General features: G+C 68.5%; 21 protein-coding genes and 2 pseudogenes. 13 read left to right on the top strand and 10 right to left on the bottom strand.

The features are described from left to right. Nucleotides 1-81: pseudogene (locus ACIOMQ_RS24725) on the bottom strand (electron transfer flavoprotein subunit beta); the annotation flags it as partial. A 145-nt stretch (nucleotides 82-226) separates the two neighbouring features. Here ACIOMQ_RS24725 and ACIOMQ_RS24720 point away from each other — a divergent pair. The 5 genes from ACIOMQ_RS24720 (at nucleotide 227) to ACIOMQ_RS24700 (ending at nucleotide 3,824) form a co-directional block, all read left to right on the top strand. Beyond that, nucleotides 227-898 (top strand): TetR family transcriptional regulator, encoded by a 672-nt coding sequence (locus tag ACIOMQ_RS24720; RefSeq protein WP_401266053.1) that lies wholly within the window; start codon nucleotides 227-229, stop codon nucleotides 896-898. A gap of 121 nt (nucleotides 899-1,019) precedes the next feature. Then, nucleotides 1,020-1,403 carry a Zn-ribbon domain-containing OB-fold protein gene (locus ACIOMQ_RS24715; RefSeq protein WP_401942014.1) on the top strand — a complete coding sequence of 128 codons (384 nt, stop codon included), beginning with the start codon at nucleotides 1,020-1,022 and terminating at the stop codon, nucleotides 1,401-1,403. 398 nt (nucleotides 1,404-1,801) lie between these two features. Continuing rightward, complete coding sequence (locus ACIOMQ_RS24710) at nucleotides 1,802-2,257, top strand: hypothetical protein (protein WP_362197092.1); 456 nt, start codon at nucleotides 1,802-1,804, stop codon at nucleotides 2,255-2,257. Between the two features lie 105 nt (nucleotides 2,258-2,362). Next, nucleotides 2,363-2,893 (top strand): hypothetical protein, encoded by a 531-nt coding sequence (locus ACIOMQ_RS24705; protein ID WP_402190353.1) that lies wholly within the window; start codon nucleotides 2,363-2,365, stop codon nucleotides 2,891-2,893. Nucleotides 2,894-3,323: 430 nt separating this feature from the next. Then, on the top strand, nucleotides 3,324-3,824 hold the full coding sequence (locus ACIOMQ_RS24700) for a DUF6650 family protein (protein ID WP_362197088.1): 501 nt from the start codon (nucleotides 3,324-3,326) through the stop codon (nucleotides 3,822-3,824). On the opposite strand, the gene ACIOMQ_RS24695 is transcribed toward ACIOMQ_RS24700, so the two are convergent. After that, nucleotides 3,763-4,302: a helix-turn-helix domain-containing protein gene (locus ACIOMQ_RS24695; protein WP_402190341.1), complete on the bottom strand. Its 540-nt coding sequence runs from the start codon at nucleotides 4,300-4,302 to the stop codon at nucleotides 3,763-3,765. The two genes, ACIOMQ_RS24700 and ACIOMQ_RS24695, sit on opposite strands and share 62 nt — an antisense overlap. Nucleotides 4,303-4,662: 360 nt before the next feature. Further along, nucleotides 4,663-5,235, bottom strand: coding sequence for an SMI1/KNR4 family protein (locus ACIOMQ_RS24690; RefSeq protein WP_362197082.1), 573 nt, complete (start codon nucleotides 5,233-5,235; stop codon nucleotides 4,663-4,665). A gap of 258 nt (nucleotides 5,236-5,493) precedes the next feature. On the opposite strand from ACIOMQ_RS24690, the gene ACIOMQ_RS24685 reads away from it, so the two are divergent. Continuing rightward, nucleotides 5,494-5,901, top strand: coding sequence for a hypothetical protein (locus ACIOMQ_RS24685; RefSeq protein WP_362197079.1), 408 nt, complete (start codon nucleotides 5,494-5,496; stop codon nucleotides 5,899-5,901). A 275-nt stretch (nucleotides 5,902-6,176) separates the two neighbouring features. Here the strand turns inward: ACIOMQ_RS24685 and ACIOMQ_RS24680 are convergent, their stop codons facing one another. The 3 genes from ACIOMQ_RS24680 to ACIOMQ_RS24670 form a co-directional block, all read right to left on the bottom strand. Further along, nucleotides 6,177-6,947: a hypothetical protein gene (locus tag ACIOMQ_RS24680; RefSeq protein WP_362197076.1), complete on the bottom strand. Its 771-nt coding sequence runs from the start codon at nucleotides 6,945-6,947 to the stop codon at nucleotides 6,177-6,179. Between the two features lie 200 nt (nucleotides 6,948-7,147). After that, nucleotides 7,148-7,318, bottom strand: a complete 171-nt coding sequence (locus tag ACIOMQ_RS24675) for a hypothetical protein (RefSeq protein WP_402190339.1) — start codon at nucleotides 7,316-7,318, stop codon at nucleotides 7,148-7,150. Continuing rightward, nucleotides 7,315-8,115, bottom strand: a complete 801-nt coding sequence (locus ACIOMQ_RS24670; protein WP_402190336.1) for a DUF5984 family protein — start codon at nucleotides 8,113-8,115, stop codon at nucleotides 7,315-7,317. The genes ACIOMQ_RS24675 and ACIOMQ_RS24670 overlap by 4 nt, the downstream gene beginning before the upstream one ends. Before the next feature lie 65 nt (nucleotides 8,116-8,180). Here ACIOMQ_RS24670 and ACIOMQ_RS24665 point away from each other — a divergent pair, with 65 nt between their 5' ends. Both ACIOMQ_RS24665 and ACIOMQ_RS24660 read left to right on the top strand, forming a co-directional pair. Beyond that, nucleotides 8,181-8,807, top strand: a complete 627-nt coding sequence (locus ACIOMQ_RS24665; protein ID WP_402190333.1) for a hypothetical protein — start codon at nucleotides 8,181-8,183, stop codon at nucleotides 8,805-8,807. 210 nt (nucleotides 8,808-9,017) lie between these two features. After that, a complete protein-coding gene (locus tag ACIOMQ_RS24660) occupies nucleotides 9,018-9,209 on the top strand; it encodes a hypothetical protein (RefSeq protein ID WP_362197064.1) in 192 nt (63 codons plus the stop codon). A 344-nt stretch (nucleotides 9,210-9,553) separates the two neighbouring features. Here ACIOMQ_RS24660 and ACIOMQ_RS24655 read toward each other — a convergent pair whose 3' ends face one another. Beyond that, nucleotides 9,554-9,880 (bottom strand): hypothetical protein, encoded by a 327-nt coding sequence (locus ACIOMQ_RS24655; RefSeq protein WP_401756031.1) that lies wholly within the window; start codon nucleotides 9,878-9,880, stop codon nucleotides 9,554-9,556. A 209-nt stretch (nucleotides 9,881-10,089) separates the two neighbouring features. Then, nucleotides 10,090-11,859, bottom strand: coding sequence for an amidohydrolase (locus tag ACIOMQ_RS24650; protein ID WP_401989293.1), 1,770 nt, complete (start codon nucleotides 11,857-11,859; stop codon nucleotides 10,090-10,092). 467 nt (nucleotides 11,860-12,326) lie between these two features. Here ACIOMQ_RS24650 and ACIOMQ_RS24645 point away from each other — a divergent pair, with 467 nt between their 5' ends. The 3 genes from ACIOMQ_RS24645 to ACIOMQ_RS24635 all read left to right on the top strand — a co-directional run bounded on the left by ACIOMQ_RS24645 (nucleotide 12,327) and on the right by ACIOMQ_RS24635 (nucleotide 14,709). Then, nucleotides 12,327-12,899 (top strand): DUF2243 domain-containing protein, encoded by a 573-nt coding sequence (locus ACIOMQ_RS24645; RefSeq protein ID WP_362197055.1) that lies wholly within the window; start codon nucleotides 12,327-12,329, stop codon nucleotides 12,897-12,899. Then, entirely contained in the window at nucleotides 12,896-13,735 is an 840-nt protein-coding gene (locus tag ACIOMQ_RS24640) for a cytochrome c oxidase assembly protein (RefSeq protein WP_402190331.1), read from the top strand. Before ACIOMQ_RS24645 ends, ACIOMQ_RS24640 begins: the two co-directional genes overlap by 4 nt. Nucleotides 13,736-14,037: 302 nt before the next feature. Continuing rightward, nucleotides 14,038-14,709 (top strand): hypothetical protein, encoded by a 672-nt coding sequence (locus ACIOMQ_RS24635; protein ID WP_401266000.1) that lies wholly within the window; start codon nucleotides 14,038-14,040, stop codon nucleotides 14,707-14,709. Between the two features lie 390 nt (nucleotides 14,710-15,099). Here ACIOMQ_RS24635 and ACIOMQ_RS24630 read toward each other — a convergent pair whose 3' ends face one another. After that, nucleotides 15,100-15,594, bottom strand: coding sequence for a DUF6328 family protein (locus ACIOMQ_RS24630; RefSeq protein ID WP_362197046.1), 495 nt, complete (start codon nucleotides 15,592-15,594; stop codon nucleotides 15,100-15,102). A gap of 259 nt (nucleotides 15,595-15,853) precedes the next feature. Here ACIOMQ_RS24630 and ACIOMQ_RS24625 point away from each other — a divergent pair, with 259 nt between their 5' ends. After that, on the top strand, nucleotides 15,854-16,465 hold the full coding sequence (locus ACIOMQ_RS24625) for an AAA family ATPase (protein WP_402190328.1): 612 nt from the start codon (nucleotides 15,854-15,856) through the stop codon (nucleotides 16,463-16,465). A gap of 442 nt (nucleotides 16,466-16,907) precedes the next feature. Here the strand turns inward: ACIOMQ_RS24625 and ACIOMQ_RS24620 are convergent, their stop codons facing one another. After that, nucleotides 16,908-17,330, bottom strand: a complete 423-nt coding sequence (locus tag ACIOMQ_RS24620; RefSeq protein WP_362197043.1) for a YjbQ family protein — start codon at nucleotides 17,328-17,330, stop codon at nucleotides 16,908-16,910. A 103-nt stretch (nucleotides 17,331-17,433) separates the two neighbouring features. Between ACIOMQ_RS24620 and ACIOMQ_RS24615 the strand changes: the two are divergent. Further along, nucleotides 17,434-18,291: pseudogene (locus ACIOMQ_RS24615) on the top strand (gamma-glutamyltransferase); the annotation flags it as partial. Nucleotides 18,292-18,336: the final 45 nt, after the last annotated feature.

Genomic DNA, 18,336 nt, shown 5'->3' with positions numbered 1-18,336 from the left:
CACCGTCAGGTCATCGGCGAAATGCCGGTCACCCGTGGCGTCGGGCACGTACTTCACACAGACAACGATCCTCAAGCTCACGCCGGCTCTCCTACCTGGGTGTGGTTCGTAGGGATGACGATATGGCACTCAGTACCCTCTGTAAAGGAACCTGGTGCCATTCGGTGCTCTCCGGTGCTACGTTCCCCGCATGACTGACGCACGCAGACCGGCGAAGAAGGCCCCCATGCGGGAGGTGCTCGCCCAGGCGGCCTTCCAGCTCTTCCTGGAGCGGGGCTTCGAGCAGACCACGGTGGACGACATCGTGGCGCGGGCCGGAGTCGGGCGCCGGTCGTTCTTCCGGTACTTCCCCTCCAAGGAGGACGCGGTCTTCCCGGACCACGAGCGCTGCCTCGCCGACATGACCGCCTTCCTGGCGGCGGTCGGTGACGCGGAGCCGGTCGACGCGGTGTGCGACGCGGCCCGGCTCGTGCTGCGGATGTACTCGGCCAACCCCGAATTCTCCGTCCAGCGCTACCGGCTCACCCGGGAGGTACCCGGGCTGCGCACCTACGAACTGTCCGTCGTGCGCCGGTACGAGCAGACGCTGGCCGGCTATCTCCGCGGCCGGTACGGCGGGTCGGGGGACGGCGCGTTGCGGGCCGAGGTGATCGCCGCGTCCGTGGTGGCCGCGCACAACAACGGGCTGCGGACCTGGCTGCGTTCCGGCGGCGAGGGGGACGCGGAGGCCGCGGTGGACCACGCCCTCGGGCTGGTGCGCCAGACCTGGGGGAGCGCCGCCGCCGGGGGTGCGCCCCCGCCCCCGCCCGAGGGCGATGTGGTGGTCATGGTCGCGGCGAAGGGTGCTCCGATGTGGCGCGTCGTGCAACAGGTCGAGTCGGCCATCGGCCAGGGCTGACCCCCCGGCCGGCCTTGATCTGGCACTGAGTGCCTTTACGTTTCAGCACTCAGTGCCCTAGGGTGCGGACGCGCCGACGCGCAGGTGCGGCGCATCCGAACCGAGCGCAGGGGGTCGAAACATGTCCCAGTCGTCAAGTGGCACCGTGCAGGCGGTGCATGAGGAAGCCGGCCTGTACTACCACCGGTGCCGCTGGTGCGGCACGGCCTCCTTCCGGAGGCTGCTGTGCCCGGTGTGCGCGTCAAGCGACCTGAAGCCCGAACACAGCGCCGGACTGGGTGTCGTGGTGAGGTCCGGCGTCGTGCACCGCTACACGGATGCGGCGCGCAACGAGTCCCTCGTCCGGCTCCCCGAGGGCTTCGTGTTCCGCTGCCGCGTCGTCGGCGCCGCGCCGCACCTGGTGGCGGTCGGTTCGCGCGTCCGCCCGGTCACCGGTGACGATCCGGCTGCGGGCGAGGTGGTCTTCGAACTCTGCGACCCGCCCAGGAGCGACGACTGGTACTGAGCCTGCGCGGGGGACCGGCCCGCGCGGGAGTTGCCCGCGCCGGACGTACCTGTCCGCCGCCTGTCCGGGCGTGGCCGCCCGGCCTCCCGGAAGCCGCACCAAGGAGCGGTGTCCGTGTTCACCACCCGTCCTGCCCTCCAGGAAGCCGAGCGGTCGGCCTGGAGCCCTCTGCCGGACGGCCATGGGGCCGGGACGCGGGCCCGGGCCCGGGCGCTCCGCCGGTCGCCGCCTTCTTGCCCGTCCGTCACCACCACGTACGTGTACGACGCCGAGGGCAACCGCATCCTGAAGAGCACCCCGTCCGGCAGCATGCTGTATCTCGGCGAGACCGAACTCACCACCGCGGCGGGGAAGATCACCCGTGCGACCCGTGCCTTGTGCACCAGGGCGCCCCGACCGTGGTCCGGTCGACGGCCAACGGCGCCACCACGGGCTACAAGCCGGCCGTTCTTCTTGCCGACCACCTCGGTACGGCGACGACCGCGATCGAGCAGTCCGCGACGCAGCCGGTGACCCGCAGGGCCTTCAAGCCCTACGGCGAGAATCGCGGTTCCAAACCGCCGAGCCGGCCCGACAGGCGCAGCGAGCTCCGTGGCTACTCCTGGATCACCGTCTGCTCGCCCGGTGTCGCCCTGCGGCTCGGTGGTCAGGACGGAGCGGTGACCACGGGGGCGTTCTCGGTGGTGGCGCCTCTGCCTGGGGGCGGCCTGCTCCTGCAGGCCACCGACGACATGCGTGCGTACGGGCCGGAACGCGTCCGGGCGGTGTATGAGGCGCTGCGGTCGGTCCTTCCGGACGGCGAAGCGCTCTCCTTCATCACCAACCAGGACATTCGCCTGGTCTTCCAGGGCTGACCAGTGTGCTTCGGCTTCACCACCGCAGGCGCTCGTCGCTATCACCCGCGGCTGCCAGGCCCCGGGCTGCACTGCTCGGCCCTGCCCCGACTGGAGGTCACCTTGGTGTTCCCCGCACGGCTGCTTGCCGGTGCCCCGTTGGCTCTGGTGATCCTCGCTCTGTCCGGCTGCTCTTCTCCCTGGGGCTGCACCGACGCGACGGCGGAGCGCGGTGAGGCCGGTGTGAGGGTGGAGATCGAGGACACATCTGGGCGGCCTCTCGGCGTTACCGCCGAGGCCGTTGACTGGCGCCTTGGGCCCCACCCGCAGGTGCCCGCCGAAGGTGACCGGGTCCACTTCCACTACCGTTTCGACGGCGCCGACGAGATCTCCGGCCCCGGCGTGGATGCCTGTGCGGTCGATAGGGATCGCGTGGCGTTGGGGTGTCAGACGGTCTATTCGTCCGGGGCATGGCCCGAGCCGGACGGTGCCCTCACGGGCGACGACTGGCTCGTCGTCGAGCACCCTGAGCAGGTTGCCGGAGTGCTATTGATCCCCAATGACCAGTCCTACGACGGACCCACCTGCGAGCAGGACATCAAGGACGGTGGTGGGACGCATCCTCCGGAACCAGCCGGCACGGGGGATCAGTTGTAAGTCGTGTGACGTCCGCGCGCCCAGTAGCCTCGGGCGCTGTGAGCATACGAAGCTCACGGCCCGGACGGTCGCGGCGTCGGCATCCCCGGTAGGAACGGTTTGCTGGCGGTAGCGGAGTCGATCTGGTCGATTTTGGATTGCGCGCCCGCGAGGCTGACGCGGAGCCCTTCGATTTCGCCAAGCCAGCACTCCTGCTCGGCCTCCGTGATCCGGGCGATGAGGTTGTCTCGGATCTCGACGAGCCGGCCGCGTTGGGCGGGGTCGGGGCGTAGGAGGGAGCAGCGGACACGGGCTTCTCTGAACTACGGGGCTGAAGAGAGACGGAGCTGGCGCGGTCGCGCGTTTGCGCCACCTCTGGGCCGCGCGGGGGCGGTCAACTTCGTGGCCGCACACTGGAGAACGCGGACCTGCGAGCACTACCCTGTGTCGGGTGAAGTTCTCTGAGATTGCCTCCCGTATAACTAGCTTCAGTACCCCGATTTTCGGTGTTCAGTGGACTCCACCACGAGTTGATGTGGAAGTTGCTCGGCGAGTGATCTCATTCCTGGAAGACCGAAGGGTGCTCTGGTATGCAATAACCTTTGAGGTTCCTGCGGAATGCGTCAATTCGGTACAGGAGATCCGGGCTTTCCTTACTGAAATACTCGGACAAGGGGGGATTGCTAAACAGCTGAGCGTACCGCTGAAGCAGATGCGAAGCCATTGTCATCGATTCCTGGAACGAGCAGAGATCAGCGAGGATATGGCAGGCGAAGATGGTTCTCTTCGCAGGCTATTTCGGAGGCGTCACTACCTGATGCTCGATTACCTCTTCGGGGAAGCTGTCGGAGAATTTCGCGCCGGCATGGGCGTACAAGTAGCAATCATCGCTACAGCGTACGGATTAGACATCGATGACTCCCTCGCTGCCACCCTTCCACCACCATCTTGATGGGCACGCGCCTGGTTGCCGTGAACTTCTCTGAACTCCCGTGTCGCCTTGGCTCGGTGGTCAGTCCGCTTCCGGTGGAGGGGGCTGGCGGGGAATCCTGTTGTGACCGGTGATCGCAGGGATGCCGAGGTTGATAGTGCCGTGGTCGGTGGGGTGCCGGTCGAGCTGTGCGACGGCGCACCGTGGAGGCCGACACGGCCGAGGCGATGGCCCTGGCGACCACCTCGCGGGCCAGTTCCGGACACGACCAGCGTGACAGCGGGGTGCCGGTCTCGGCGGGTAACTGGCAGGCCAGCGGCTCGACTTCGGTGACCGGTAGCGGCGTGAACGAGGGCGGCCTGCCCGAGCGCTTGCGGTCGGCGAGGGCAGGCAGGCCGCCGGCGGCGAACCGGCCCCGCCAGGTACGCACCGTGTCCACGTGCATCCGCGTCTGCGCGGCCGCCCGGGTGTTGGAACTCCCCCGAGCCGCCAGCAGCACGATGGTTGCCCGCTGCCGGGCCTGATACGGGATCTTGTGACCTTATGCCATCTTCTTCAGCCGGCGGCGCTCGGAGGCGGTCAGGACGACGGGCACGGCAGGGGCGACGAGCACGGGAAGGGGCAGCCGAACCTATGGGGGACGGTGGGGGAACAGGTGGGAACCCCGTTCGACCGCCAGACGAACTGATCGGTACGACCATTGCTTCCATGAGGCTCCGCCAGTGGGCCATCGATCAGCGACAACAGGGGCGCGCGGAGCTGCGCGAGTCCGGAAGGCGCCGGCCCGCGGCCTCCCGCATAGCGCAGCCCCCGCGCCCCTGGGTTACCCGGGTACCCACCTACTGGGCGGGCCTCGTCCTCAGTCCTTCAGCATCACCAGCGGCAGGCCGCTGTCGCTCCACGCGCCGCCCGTCTCGTCGACCTGGTAGCGGTCGGCCTCCAGGTCCGTGGCGAAGTCCTCCAGGAACTCCCGCAGACCGGCGGTCTCGTACCGGGCCCGCCAGCCCTCGTGCGACCAGTCGATGACCTGACCACGGCGCTCCGGGGTGGGCGGATCCAGATCGATGCAGATCACGTCACCATTGCCGATCCCGATGAAGGGGATCCACCCGGCGGACCAGGAAATGTCCCGGCGGATCACGCCGTCCTCCTCCCGCTCGTCCCAAGGCGGGTCTCCGGCGTCAACGGCCCGCTGGCGCCAGTCGTCCACCATCTCGCCGAGCGAGTAGAGCGCGGCGTGCCAACCGATCAGGACCCCCGGCAGACCGTCGTGGCAGCGGTAGGAGTCCCTGACATCCTCCGGAAGCTCCACCCCCATCACGGCCTCCACTGCCTCGATCTCTTCCTCGGTGGCACCGGCCGGCATCGCGGCCAGCACCTTCGGGGCGATCCGCCCGAGCACGGTCTCGATCCGCGCCCATATCTGCTGCATCGGGAATCCCCTCCGTCGTGACGAGGACCGGAACTTAGCACCGGCCACTGACGATCGTCCGGGCAACCGTCTCCTCCGCGTCGGTCATGTCCGGCGGATACCGGCGCACCCGCTCGGGTGATCGGCCGTGTTCCCGTACAGGTGAGGTGTCCGGTCGCATTGTGCTGTACTAGTGCCCACCCGACCCGACACCCCCTTGGAGGCTTCCCTGTGGGCCGGCTTTACGTTCGCCCCGGCGTCGACCCTGACGAACGGGACGTGCCCGTCGCCGTCCTCGTCGTCGATCCCGATGGCACGCCCGGGGAGCGCGCTGTGGTCCGGCTCGGCGACTACTGCCACGAGATGAACGGGTGGGCCTGCCTGTTGCAGACCGACGGTTGGGCCGAGCACGCACGCGACGGCGGCTGGCTGGTGGTCGACGTCGCCGTCTATCCGGCCGCGTTGCGCGCGGTCGGCGTGGACCCCGCCGACTTCCCTGGTCGGTCGGCCGTCGACCCGGAGGCCGTGGTGGTCCTGCGCGCGCAGACAGCGGCCAGCCCGGAGCCGTCCGTACGACTGTCCGAGGGGACCGCCGTCTTTACCGCGGGCCCGGACGTTTCACTGGACGAGCTGCTCGCGACCTATGACGACTGGCCGATGGTGCTCGCGCCCCCGCCCGAGGTATAGCCCGACCACGTGATCCCTTCGACAGGACCCCGGTCTCACCCTGTTTGAGCCAGGCCCAGTTCAAGATGACAAAGCCAGACGGCGCTCGGAGGCGGTCAGCACGACTTGCACGGCGGGGGTGACGAGCACGGGATGGAACGGCCGATCCTCTGGAGACATTGGGCGACGGGGCCGACACCCATCCCCCTATCCTGCGACAGCACTCCAACGCCCCGCTCACCATCCTGAGCGGACACGGTGAGTCCGGCCAAGCTGCCTGTGCCGTGGGTCGGTTGTCAGAAGCAACGGGCTTGCAGGTCCGCGGCGGAGTACCGCTTACTGATCTTGCGCCCGGAGTCGTCGCGCAGGAAGAAGTACCACTGCTGATCCCTGTAGTGCCAGACCTTGTCCCGGACGCTGCCGCAGTGGGGTGTGCGGTTACGTTCATTGACCACCACCTGCGCTCGTTGGCCGCCATGGAAGGCGGGCGCGGGTATCTCGGCGCCGCCGGGACTCAGCACGGCTGCGCGAGCCTGGTCGGTGAGCTGGTCCGCCTCCAGAGCCGAGTGAAGGACCGACCGGGCGCACGGCCGGTCGTGGACGGTACCGAACGGAACCAGCTCATGGAGCTCGAAGCGGCGGGTCGGCTCAGCATTGAGTCTGGCGGATGCATGCAGGAGCATCGGCACCTCGGCCCAGCCCCCGGGCGGAAGCTCCCGATACACCTCACCCGAGGCGCCCATGGCGGCCAGCACGTCGCGCGGGACCAGAGGATGACGGACGTAGGCCTCCACAACCGCCAGACGCAGGTGCTCGGCAGGGATTCGCCGGCACAACGCCACCAGGTCGCCGGGTCTGGTTATCAGGTTGATGAACGTGTGGTCGACGAACCGCTGGGCATCGACATGCTGCTCGCCACGTGTATAGATGATGTCGACGGCGTCGGCGAACGCCGAAGGGAAAAGGTCCTCGTACGCCCATAGGCGGTAGGCGTTCAGTCGGTCGGCGAGAAGCCGGTAGCGTTGCTGGGCCGGCAACGACATCAACCCACGGACGTTGATGTCCACTCACCTTCTCCCCTCGTGCCTGTGCCCGGCGCTTGCAGTGTAGGACACCCTTTCAACGCACGATCAATAACCGTGGGCGAGTAGATGTGACCAAGCCCCCGCATAGGTCCCACCCTGCGTCAAACCCCCGAATTACTTCCGACGTTGACCACTAAGCGTGGTGCAGCGCCCGAGCGCACACGGGGTCGACCGGCCCGTCCTCAGGGATGTGCCCTGACGGCGGCGCCGTCCAGTGTGAACTCGTGAGTGCCGTACGCGGCGCTCTCCGCCTCGGGTACGGGTCGCGAGCAGGCGAACTCGCCCGGGTCGTACACCAACGCCTTCGCCGCGAGAAGGTCGCTGTGGGCCGGGACGTCACGCTTCGTCGTCACTCCTCCATCCTGTCACTGCCACCTGCCGAGCCCCGGTGCGGGCGCAGGAGCTCTCGGGCCCCGGCCCGTACGGCGTCCCAGTCGGTGTCGCACGCTCGGCCCCACGCCCGCTGCAACCAGGTCGCCCGGTCCTGCTGCTCGTGGCGCAGATGGCGCAGGTCGATGTGGACGCCGGGCGGTGGTCCGACTGCCTCCAACTCCGTGACGCGCTGCTCCATGACGGCCAGCAGCGCGCGGTCGAGTTCCGTCACCGCGGCGACGAACGAGGCTGTCGGCAGAGTCACCCGGCCCTTCGCGGGAGCGGTGAACTCGATCCCGCCGCCGGGTTCGTGCTGCCAGCTGACGGTCATCACATCCTCGCCGTCGGCCACCGTCCGCCACCAGCGGAGCTCGGATGGATTCCGCAAGTGCCCCATGTCCAGATGGTGGTGGCTGTGCCAGTCGGCCGCCTCCTCGGCCTCCGAGGTGTCGGCCGAGGCCCAGTGCGTTTCGTCACCGGACACGAATGCGACCAGATCCTCCGGCACCGGCTCCATCACCCTCGGAACCATTTCGAGGATGTCCTCCCAGAACCGGACCACGAAGTAGTCGACGTACGAGCTCGCCGCACGGCCGCCCTGTTCGCCGTCCGGCGGGTGCGGTGCGCGGTCCACATAGCGGAGCAGCTCGTGGCCGGCCACATCGACGCAGTACCAGCCGTCGGTCAGTCCGAACCAGCTCAGGCGGGGGCTCTCGCCGACACCGCCCCAGGGTTGGATCTCCTCCACCGGCAGCAGGCCGAACCTGAAATTGATCACCGGCCCAGTGTGGCAGAGCTCCAGCAGGCCTCCGTGGGGTGCGTCGGCGTCATATGCTCCGCGACATGGCAGACTCCGAAGAAGCGCTCGGGTCGGCGGTAGCGATGCTGATCGACGCGTTGCAACGTGCCGGTGTCAGCGGGACGTTCGGGCCCTGCCTGGCAGCCGATCTTGAGGCGGTGGCCCGGGACCTGCCGGTGTCGCCGGAGCTGTGGAGCCTCTACGGGACCTCCGGCCCACTCGACACGGTTGACATCCCCGCCCCGCTCGGAGGGATCATCCTGACCCCTGCTCGGGGCCTGGTCCCGTACCAGTCCGGCTACCGCTGGCACGGCAACGACGGGCACCGGATGGTGGGCTGGCCGGACGAGTGGGTGGTCATCGCCGACCACTCGGGAGATCCGTTCGTCGCCGACACGGCGGCGCCGGGCACCCGAGTCGGCATTGCGATGCACGGCACGGGCTCGTGGAGGCCGTTCTGGGTTGCGCCCACGGTGGCCGACTTCGTCCTGCTGCTGGCCTGCTTCACTCAGGCCTACGTCGTGGAGTACCTCAACCGTCCCGATGACGCTGAGGACGAGGGCGAGGACGAAAGCTGGCCCCCCGCTTATCACGCCCGGGTCGCCGCACTCCTCCGAGACCGCGCACCCGCAGTCGACGCCACCGCACTCCTGGACTACCTGAACCAGTAGCCTGGTTGGCTTCCCGTCCGGCCTTCCGAGCCGTATCGCTTGCGCGTACGTAGGGCCGAGCGGGGCGGGCGGTAGGCTGCGACGCGGTGGACAACGCCCCCGCTGACGCGCCGCAGGCCTGGGCAGCGCAGATGGTCGGACTGCTGGTGGAGATCTGGGACGGGGTCAAGGACGCCCGCGCCGGGCATTTCCTGGGCGGCGGGGTTCAGCATGGACGAGCCGGAACGCTATGCGGACCGCTACGACGTGATCATCGCCGCGGAACGAGCCGTCGGCAACGAGCTTGCCGCGCGGCTGACGCACACCGTCCACACCCTGGACCTCGCCAACCGCGCCACCCCCATCGACCGTGCCCACGATGAGGAGGAGAACCTGGCCCGCCTCCTCATCGCCGCCGCCTGATTTCAGGTCCTCGCCCGCAACCCGTTCGGATTCGAACACACCCCGCTCCACCTCGCCGCGCGAGAGGACCCCGGCTCCTTCACCCTCGACCGTCTCCTCCAGCTCCCGCACCGCGACCTGCTCCACCAGGCCGCAGACGGCCCCCTGAACACCCTGCGCGCCCACACCCGGCCCGAGAACTGCACACCCGGCCCCACGTTCCCTGCCGCGTGGATCACCGCCGACACCGACCTCGTGGCCGACGGACTCCTCATCGACTTCAAGAGCGACAAGCACCCGCACCGCTTTCCCAAGGCCAGCGCCTGGCAATTGCTCGGCTACCTCCTGCTCGACACCGCCGACCACTACCGGATCGACACCGTCGGCTTCTGCCTCTCCCGTCCGCCGTCCTGGCCACCTGGCCGGTGGAGGACTACCTCGACCTCCTTGGCACCTGCCGCCGCGACCTCGCTGCGCTGCGCTCCGTCTTCGCCGAACTCCTCGCCGGCCGCCGGGCCGACGCGGAGCCGTACACCCCGGAAGACGAAGACCGCGTCCGGCGGCTGCTCCAGAACCTGGCCCCGGTCATCGAGGCCGGCCACTGCCCCACCTGCGCCCAGCCGCTGCCCGAGGCCACCCGCCGCCCCCCGCAAGTACTGCACCACCTGGTGCCGCAGCCGCGACCAGGCCATGCGCCGCAAGGGTCTCCTCCCCGGCTGTCTCTTCTCAAATGATCCGGCCAGAAGCCGTGCTCGTGACCTGCGGCGACCAGATCGGCCGAGACAAGCAGCGGCTCGGAATCTCAACTGATCTGGTCCGGTGCGTGTGCATGCTGCACGTCGTCTCAGTCGATCTGGTCTGCTGGTGCTCAGCCCCTCAACTGGGTGCCCCTTCCGGGGCGTCAGCAGTGGTGGGCAAAGGCTGCGGACATTCCCTTATGCAGGACGGGGGCGGGCTCTGGGCGTGCGGAAGAGGGCGGGTAGACCGTCCTGCCCTCCTTGATGGTCTCCACGACGGTGATGTCCTTGATCTTTTGCTCGGGGATCGTGAGCGGGTTGTGGCTGAGGATCACAAAGTCGGCGAGCTTGCCAACCTCGATGCTGCCCTTGGTGTCCTCTTCGAAGTACTGGCGGGCGGCGTTGATGGTGATGGACTTCACCGCGTCCAGGACCGACACGCACTGGTCCGGGCCCAGGACGCTTCCTGAGGTGCGGGTGACACGGGTGACCTGGCTGGACAGGATGGCGATCGAGTTGGGCAGGGCGACGGGGGCGTCGTGGTGTGAGGTGTAGGCCATGCCGCGGTCCACCGCCCACCGGGCCGGCGAGATGTTGACAGCCCGTTCGGGGCCGAGCACGGTCTTGCGGTACCAGTCGCCCCAGTAGTAGGTGTGCATGGAGAAGAACGACGGGATGATGCCGAGTTCCCGAAACGCCTCGACCTGGTCCTCGCGGGCGGTCTGGCAGTGGATGGCCGTCGTACGCCGGTCCTGCCCGGCTTCCTTGGTGGCCGCGCGCACGCACTGGAGGAGTTGGTCGATGGCGGCGTCGCCGTTCACGTGCGCGATGACGTGCCAGTTGTTGGCAAAACCCGCCCGGACCTGGGCCAGGACGTCCTTGTCCGGCAGGGTCGCATAGCCGCGGTAGTCCTCGTCCTGACCGTCGGGCGGGGTGAGGTAGGGCTCGGTGAGCCAGGCGGTGCGCCCCTGTGGCGAGCCATCCAGGACCAACTTCACCCCGGCCGCGCGCAGGCCCTTGGTGTACTCCCGGCTCGCCTGGACCGTGTCAGGGGATTTCATGGCCTGGTCAGCCTTTACGTAGACGACCACATCGGTGGGCAGGCCGGCTGGGTGGGCGTCCGCGACCTGCCGCAGGAGGCCCAGGACCTCCAGGCTCGCTGCCCCCTCCTGCACGGTCGTGAAGCCGAAACTCGCCGCCGAAAGGAGGCCCACGGGCAGGAACTGCCCGCTGTCGATGGGGTCCATTCCGGCGACGGCCAGGTCGGCGGCGGGGTTGAACGCAGTCTCCTCCAGCACCCCGTTCGGCTCCCCGTACACGGGCCCGGATTCGGTCCCGCGCTCCAGTCTCCGCCGGATCACCCCGCCCTCCGGGTCCGGTGTCATGGCGGTGTACTGGAGCCGTTCGAGTCCCAGGCTGTTGACCACTCCCAGATGGAAGGACTGGTGGATCGCCAGGACAGGCTTCTCGGTGGACACCACGTCCAGGTCGTGGCGGGTGGGGTGCTTGCCCTCGGTGAGCATGGAGTCGTCGTAACCGAAACCGACGATCCAATCCGAGCGTTTCCCCACCGCGCTTTCGGCGAACTCGCGCAGCTTGCCCTGGAGGGACGCGATGTCGGTGACGTTGCCGTCGGGAGCGGCCAGGAGGTTGGCGATCGTGGCCTGCAGTCCGGTGCCGACCACGTGGCCGTGCGCATCGATGAACCCCGGCAGCAGGGCCTGGTCCGGCAGCAGGTCGTGCAACCGCGTTTCCGGCCCCCGCCACTCGGCCTGCGCCTGGGACAGGTTGCCGACGAAGACGATCCGGCCGTCCTTGACTGCCACCGCCTCGGGCGCCGCCGACTTCTCATCGGCAACCGTCACGATGGAACCGCCGGAGAAGATGATGTCGGCATCTCCAGACCGCGTTCCCGGCAAGATTTCCTGGGACATCACGCACCACCTGTTCCCCTGAGAATGATCAACCTTCACCGCGAAGAGTAGCCTTTTGCACGCGGAGCGTGATCGATCGAGGTCGGCCAGTAGCCGGATGAAGCCGACTTGACGCATCGCACACGAAACTCACAGAACTACATCGAGACGGGACGCCAGCCGGCCAGATCATCTGAGACGGCGAGAGGATCGGACCCGCTCACCTGAGACCTGCACCAGATCGACGGAGACGGGACACCGGCGGCCCCGTTCCGGCTCTGCCACGCCCGCTGTCCTTTGACAGCTAACGTGGACCGATTGCCATCGAAGTCGGACAGGGGTGTGCCAGCCGACTGCTGTCTGACTCTGTCGAGTCACCGTATGGCGCTTCTCAGGGTGCGCGGGCGAGGTACGGCTGCTCTGGTGGAAAGGCTGACGCCTGGGTAACCGCCCGGGTATCGAGCACCAGTCCAGCGGAGGCAAACGCGATGTCGAGCAGTGTCAGCGCTGAGAGTCAGGGAGCGGTGGCGGGCGAGCGGCCCCGGAGTCTGCAGCTGCCAGGCATCATCCTCGGAGTGGGCCTGGGCGGCTTTGTCGACGGCATTCTGCTGCACCAGCTGCTGCAGTGGCACCACATGCTGACCAGCACCAACCATGACCGGATCGGTGTGAAGTACTACCCGGCGAACACCGTGTCCGGGCTGGAGATGAACACCGTGTGGGACGGAATCTTCCACGCGATCTGCTGGGTGGCGGTCCTCGCGGGCCTGGCGATCTTGTACGCGCGGGTGACGCATCACCGTCGCCAGGTGTGGACATCGGCGGCGCTGTGGGGCTGGATCCTGGCTGGCTGGGGCCTGTTCAACCTGGTCGAGGGCGTCCTCGACCACCACATCCTGGGCATCCACCACGTCTACGCCGGAGACCAGCAGATCTGGTGGGACCTCGGGTTCCTGCTGCTGGGCGCGATCCTGGTCGTGGTCGGATGGATGATCCAGCGTCGCGCGGCGCCTTTCGATCCGGAAGGTGTCGGACCGGTGCGAGGAACGCGGCACGCATGACCGGCCATCCCGCGCACCACCAGGAGCCGGGCGGCCTGCCACTGGAGGTGCTGGTACCCGCGGTGTTCGTCGTGCTGCCGGCCAGCGCCTATCTGCTGCTGGCGACCCGCGCGCGGCGGCGCAACAGACAGGCCGGGTGGAGCTGCTGGCGTACCGGGTGGTTCCTGGCCGGGTGTGGCCTGCTGGCGGCCGCTCTGCTGCCCCCTGTCGCGCAGTGGGCACACGGCGATTTCCGCGGCCACATGCTCCAGCACCTGTTGATGGGCATGTACGCACCGCTGGGGCTGGTGCTGGGAGCCCCGGTCACGCTGGTGCTGCGGAACCTGCCGTCTCACCAGGGCCGACGGCTGACCGGCCTGGTGCAGAGCAGGCCGGCCCATGCGCTGGCCCATCCGGTCACCGCGCTGGTGCTGAGCGTGGGCACACTGGCCCTGCTGTACTTCACGCCGCTGTACAACGCGATGTCGGCGGACACCGGACCGCACGGGCCGCTGCATGCGCACTTCCTGCTCGCCGGATGCCTGTTCGCCTACGTCATCGCCGGTCCCGACCCGGCCCCCGCCCGGCCCGGTGTGCCGGTGCGGCTGGTGGTTCTGGGGGTGGCCATCGCCGCGCACGCGGTCGTCTCACAGCTGATGTACGGCGGGTTCGGCATCAACATCCACGCACCCGTCGACCAGGTCCAGCGCGGCGCGGAAATCATGTACTACGGCGGCGACATCGCCGAGCTGCTTCTGGCCCTCGCACTGGTGGCGACCTGGCGCCCGCAGCGCACCACCCGCCGGGCTCCGGACCGGCGCCGTTCCATCGATGCGGCCCGGCCCGTGGTCCCCTAGACCGGCACTTGTCTGATCAGTCCGACTTCGATGGCAGACAGTCCACCTTCGATGTCGGAGGAGACCCGCGAAAGGAGCCCCTGGAACCCCCAGAAGACGCGGAGATTGTGAGCCTCACACCGCATTTGCGCAGGTAGACACATTGCGCAGCAAGGCTGTGAGGGCGTGGGACGGAGCTCGCGGCTGTACTCTCCTACGTTCCGGCCGCGGGCTCTACCGGGCCGCCACGCGGCGCTTCCCCGCCCCGGCCTTGGCGGTTCGGGATGGCCCGGGGGAGGCTGGAGAGGGGGCAGGAGGCTGTCATGCGCGTCCAGGACATCCAGATCGGCGAGACCTACCAGGTCAAGGTCCCCCAGCGACTGCCGCCGACCCTCCGCCACCGTATCCCCCGCACCCATGCCGGCTTCGCCGCCGACATGCGACTGAACCTGCGCCGCGGCGACCGCTTCGACCTCACCGTCACCGGTATCGACCCCGAGGGCGCCACCGTCGACGGCTACGAGGCCACCACCACCAACCGGGTCACCCTGCGCCTCACCGCCGACCAGACCGTGCTTCTGGACCTCCCCGCCGGCCCCGAGTACGAGATCGACGGCTTCGTCACCGACACCGACGGCAACGAGGTCACCCTCCCCGCCGCCATCACCTACACCGTCCTGCCCGCCGTCTGGCTGCATCCCCTCGAAGAACCCGTCCCCCTCGCCCCCAGCACCGCCCGGTTCTACCGCGCCCGGGTACAGGCACAGGCCACCGGGATGACGGTCCAGGACGTCGCTCGCGCCGCTGAGGACGCACAGGAATACCAGCGCGACATCGCCGGGCAGGCACTGGACAGCTACCGAGCCGAGGAATGGCTCCGCACCGCCGAAGTGGAACACCAGGAATGGCTCCGGATCTCAGCACTCATGACAGACAAGTCAATGAAGACGTACGCCCCGCAGAGCGACCCGCAAGGAATGACACCCCACTCCTGAGAAGCATGCTCCCGTCCCCCTGACCGTCGCGGCTGAGATCGCTTCGCGCGCCAGTGCGGCAGGTCAGATGCGCGGTCGTGTCCAGTGAGACAGGAATCGTAGGTGTGCGCCGGCCGCCCCCGCGCGCTTTGAAATCTGTGAGTCTCACAGCCCATTTCCCCAGGTAGGCGCGCTGCTCTGTGAGGTGGGACAGCTGTGAGAGCGGCCGTCGGCCAGGGCCTGCGGCTGCTGCATGGTGCTTGTCTGCTCCTGTTGGAGTCTGCACTGCTCGGTGGGCGTGACCAGTGAGGTGCAAGGTCTCTCTGCGTAGACGAGCGCGCACCTGTTCAACGTGACCCTGCATTTTCGGCGGTCCGCCGACACCACGTCGGCGGGATCCTGGCGAGCGGGTCATGGAGTTGGGCGGCGTAGTGCCCTCGGGAGGATGAACCACAGGCCGGTGAACATGACGAGTGTGGCGGCCGTGACCGTGACAGCGGCGGTCCGGCCGAGGACGACGTCCATGAGCAGGAGAACAGCGCCGTTGAGCGCGAGGGCGAGGAAGACCAGACCGATTTCGGCGAGCCGCGCGGACAGAGCGACAATCCGGACCTTGACACCCCGGTGGAACAGGCCACGGTGCAGTGCGACCGGAGTCGCGAGCACTGCCGAGGAGACCACTGTGAGCAGCAACGTCACCACATACGTGGTGCGCTCGAAGGTATCGAGGTGCGGAAATTGGCTGGTGAAGGCCACGCCGAGGAGAAAAGCGAAGACGATCTGCACACCGGTCTGTACGACCCTCAGTTCCTGGAGGAGCTCGACCAGGTTGCGGTCAGCCCGCTCCGCAGCCGTCTCCCGGCCAAGCGGAGAAAGACTGCCACCGTCCGGCGGGATATGAGACATGAGGCTCATTGTTCTCCGGCCGCCCGGTCACATCACGCGGCACACCGCAGCGCGTCTGAACGGGCCAAGCACTTCCGTATGGCGATCACAGCCCTCGACCCCACCGGCAGGGACCCGCACCGGACGCGCCACCGCTGCTCATCTGCACTGAGCAGCCCCATACGCAAGGTCTGACGAGCGCAACACCCCCTGTCCGGTGCGGTAGAACCCTGCATAGCGGTGGGAGTGTGGCCTGCGGCGTGAAAGGTTGCTCTGGCCGTTGTCCGTCGAAGCGGTGCAGGCTGACTTTGCACTTTCGGCGGGCTGGAGACGGTCGCGTCGCGATGACGAAGCGGTTGAATCCCGCTCGCTGATGACGGCAGCGCTGGCTGGGGTGGCGACTGTGTCGATTCTGTTCCTCACCTGCGGGTTGCCCGGCTCCGGCAGGACGACGTTGGCCAGGCGTTTGGAGCGGGAGTGGTCGGCCCTTCGGCTGACGGCCGACGAGTGGCTGCATGAGCTTCATCCGAACCTCTCCGGTGACGAGCTTGATGCCATGCGTGATCCGGTTGAGCGGGTGCGGTGGAGTGCCGCCGTACGTGTTCTTGAGACAGGCGGCAACGTGGTGCTCGACTGGGGGCTGTGGTCCCGGGAGGAACGTGATCACTACCGGACCGAGGCTCAGGCTCTGGGGGCCCAGGTCGTGCTGTGCGTGCTCGATCCACCATCGGACGAACTGCGGCGCCGGCTGTCTGAACGCAACGGGGACTTGCCGCGAGGAACGTTCCATATCACCCAGGGCCGTCTCGATGACGCGACCCGATACTTCCAGCGGCCGACGGCCGAAGAGCTGGCGGAGCTCGATCCAAGTCCAGCAGCTACGCAGCAGTGACCCGTCCGATCAGGACGGTCCAGAGAGCGTCGCCAGCGGACGCCGGAACTCCGACCAGCCCGGGTCGATGCATTCGGCCTCGAACCCCTCCACCGGCGGCCCTGTCACCCCGCCCGGCAGCACACCCAACGCACGCGCCACGACCAGCCAGCCCTGCTTCTCGATGCAAGGTCACTCCGACCTGCGCAAGATCGCGTGCAGCTTAGAGCTGACCCATGCAAGATCCAAAATTACGAGACAGTGCTGCTGATCGTCGTGGTGGTGGCTGGGATGGTGGTTCGTGGTGCAGCGCAGCCTTTGCACGACCCGGGCGGGACAAGGGTGCTGCTGCTCCGCAAGATGACCGCGCCGCAGCCCCCTGCCTGATCGGCCTCCGCGAACCGGCCGCATTGCTGGCCGGTTCGCCCTCGCCGCCTGCCGCAGGACCGCGTGGGTGGCGTGGTCAGCCGAGGAAGGACAGCCGGACTTGGCGTTCGGGGCTCTCCCGGCTGGAGTTCACCAGTACAACGGACTGCGACGCCCCCAGCTCCAGCTCACCATTGACTACGGGCAGCGTGGCGTGTGGTGGTACCAGTGCCGGGAGCACGTGGTCACTGCCGTGGTCTGGACGACCGTGGCGGGCTCGCCAACGGTCGTCCGCGGGAAGAATTTCGCGGAGGGCTGCCAACAGGTCATCGTCACTGCCCGCGCCGGTCTCGATGATCGCCAGGCCGGATGTCGCGTGGGGGGTGAAAACGTTCAGCAGTCCGTTTCGCCCATGAGCGACCTCCCGTAGGAACGCGGAGCATGCGTTGGTCAGGTCGTGCATGGTCTCAGTGGCGCCGGTTGCAATGTTGATGGTGCGGGTGGTGAAGGTGCCGGTCATGCTTCACCGGTACCCATCGCGGAGCAAAGCACTGAGGGCCGGATGGGTTGTTCCTCCGGGACTCCGCCAGTAGGGGCATGAACGCATCCCTTGCCGTCCAGCGCCTCGATCCACCCTGCTCTCGGAGCCGTACAACGCCGAGCGCCGCGCCCTCATCACCGACGAGGCCTCGCACGAGCTGCGCCCCGGCAGCCCGGACGGCCGCACACCCGTCCTCAGCGAGCACGCGCACGCCGTCGCCTGCGGGGCGGCGGGCTTCGACGCCCTGGGCATCCCGACGGCGGGCGTCGGCGAGCCGACCGTGGCGAAGAACCGCGCCGATGCCGCCGAGCCGACCGCGGCGAAGGACGGGGCGACCCGCGGCGACACCTGCCACGTCGACGTCGTCGACCGCTGGGGCAACATGGTCTCCGCCACGCCCAGCGGCGGCTGGCTGCAGTCCAACCCGGTCGTGCCCGAGCTCGGCTTCCCGCTCGGTACCCGGCTCCAGATGGCCTGGCTCGACGAGGGCCTGCCGAACTCCCTCACCCCCGGCCGCCGCCCCCGCACCACCCTCACCCCGTCCGTCGCCCTGCGCGCCGGAGTCCCGGTCATGGCGTTCGGCACGCCCGGCGGCGACCAGCAGGACCAGTGGCAGGTCCACTTCTTCCTGGCGGTCGCCCTGCGCGCCCAGGTCCGCGGCGGCCTCGACCTCCAGGGCGCCATCGACGCCCCGAACTGGCACAACGACAGCTTCCCCGGCTCCTTCTTCCCGCGCGGGATGCACCCCGGCAGCGTCACCGTCGAGGAGGGCATGGACCCGGAGGTCGTCGAGGAGCTGCGCCGCCGCGGCCACGACGTCACCGTCGGCGCCCCGTGGTCCGAGGGCCGGATGTGCGCCGTCGCCCGCGACCCGGAGACCGGGGTGCTCTCCGCGGCCGCGAACCCGCGCGGCATGCAGGGGTACGCCGTCGGACGCTGACCGGCCACCTACCCGTCACGACCAGGTCGTCGGGCGCCCGGGTGG

This window comes from Streptomyces sp. NPDC087845, from assembly GCF_044742755.1.
Taxonomy (GTDB): Bacteria; Actinomycetota; Actinomycetes; order Streptomycetales; family Streptomycetaceae; genus Streptomyces.
Note: the sequence above shows the minus strand (reverse complement) of the source record. Positions and strands in the feature narration are given on the sequence as shown.

Coding starts and splice junctions, on each gene's coding strand:
- ACIOMQ_RS24720 (WP_401266053.1), top strand. CDS start 227: ATGCGGGAGGTGCTCGCCCAGGCGGCCTTCCAGCTCTTCCTGGAGCGG.
- ACIOMQ_RS24715 (WP_401942014.1), top strand. CDS start 1,020: ATGTCCCAGTCGTCAAGTGGCACCGTGCAGGCGGTGCATGAGGAAGCC.
- ACIOMQ_RS24690 (WP_362197082.1), bottom strand. CDS start 5,235: ATGCAGCAGATATGGGCGCGGATCGAGACCGTGCTCGGGCGGATCGCC.
- ACIOMQ_RS24665 (WP_402190333.1), top strand. CDS start 8,181: ATGGCAGACTCCGAAGAAGCGCTCGGGTCGGCGGTAGCGATGCTGATC.
- ACIOMQ_RS24660 (WP_362197064.1), top strand. CDS start 9,018: ATGGACGAGCCGGAACGCTATGCGGACCGCTACGACGTGATCATCGCC.
- ACIOMQ_RS24655 (WP_401756031.1), bottom strand. CDS start 9,880: ATGGCCTGGTCGCGGCTGCGGCACCAGGTGGTGCAGTACTTGCGGGGG.
- ACIOMQ_RS24650 (WP_401989293.1), bottom strand. CDS start 11,859: ATGTCCCAGGAAATCTTGCCGGGAACGCGGTCTGGAGATGCCGACATC.
- ACIOMQ_RS24645 (WP_362197055.1), top strand. CDS start 12,327: ATGTCGAGCAGTGTCAGCGCTGAGAGTCAGGGAGCGGTGGCGGGCGAG.
- ACIOMQ_RS24640 (WP_402190331.1), top strand. CDS start 12,896: ATGACCGGCCATCCCGCGCACCACCAGGAGCCGGGCGGCCTGCCACTG.
- ACIOMQ_RS24635 (WP_401266000.1), top strand. CDS start 14,038: ATGCGCGTCCAGGACATCCAGATCGGCGAGACCTACCAGGTCAAGGTC.
- ACIOMQ_RS24630 (WP_362197046.1), bottom strand. CDS start 15,594: ATGTCTCATATCCCGCCGGACGGTGGCAGTCTTTCTCCGCTTGGCCGG.
- ACIOMQ_RS24620 (WP_362197043.1), bottom strand. CDS start 17,330: ATGACCGGCACCTTCACCACCCGCACCATCAACATTGCAACCGGCGCC.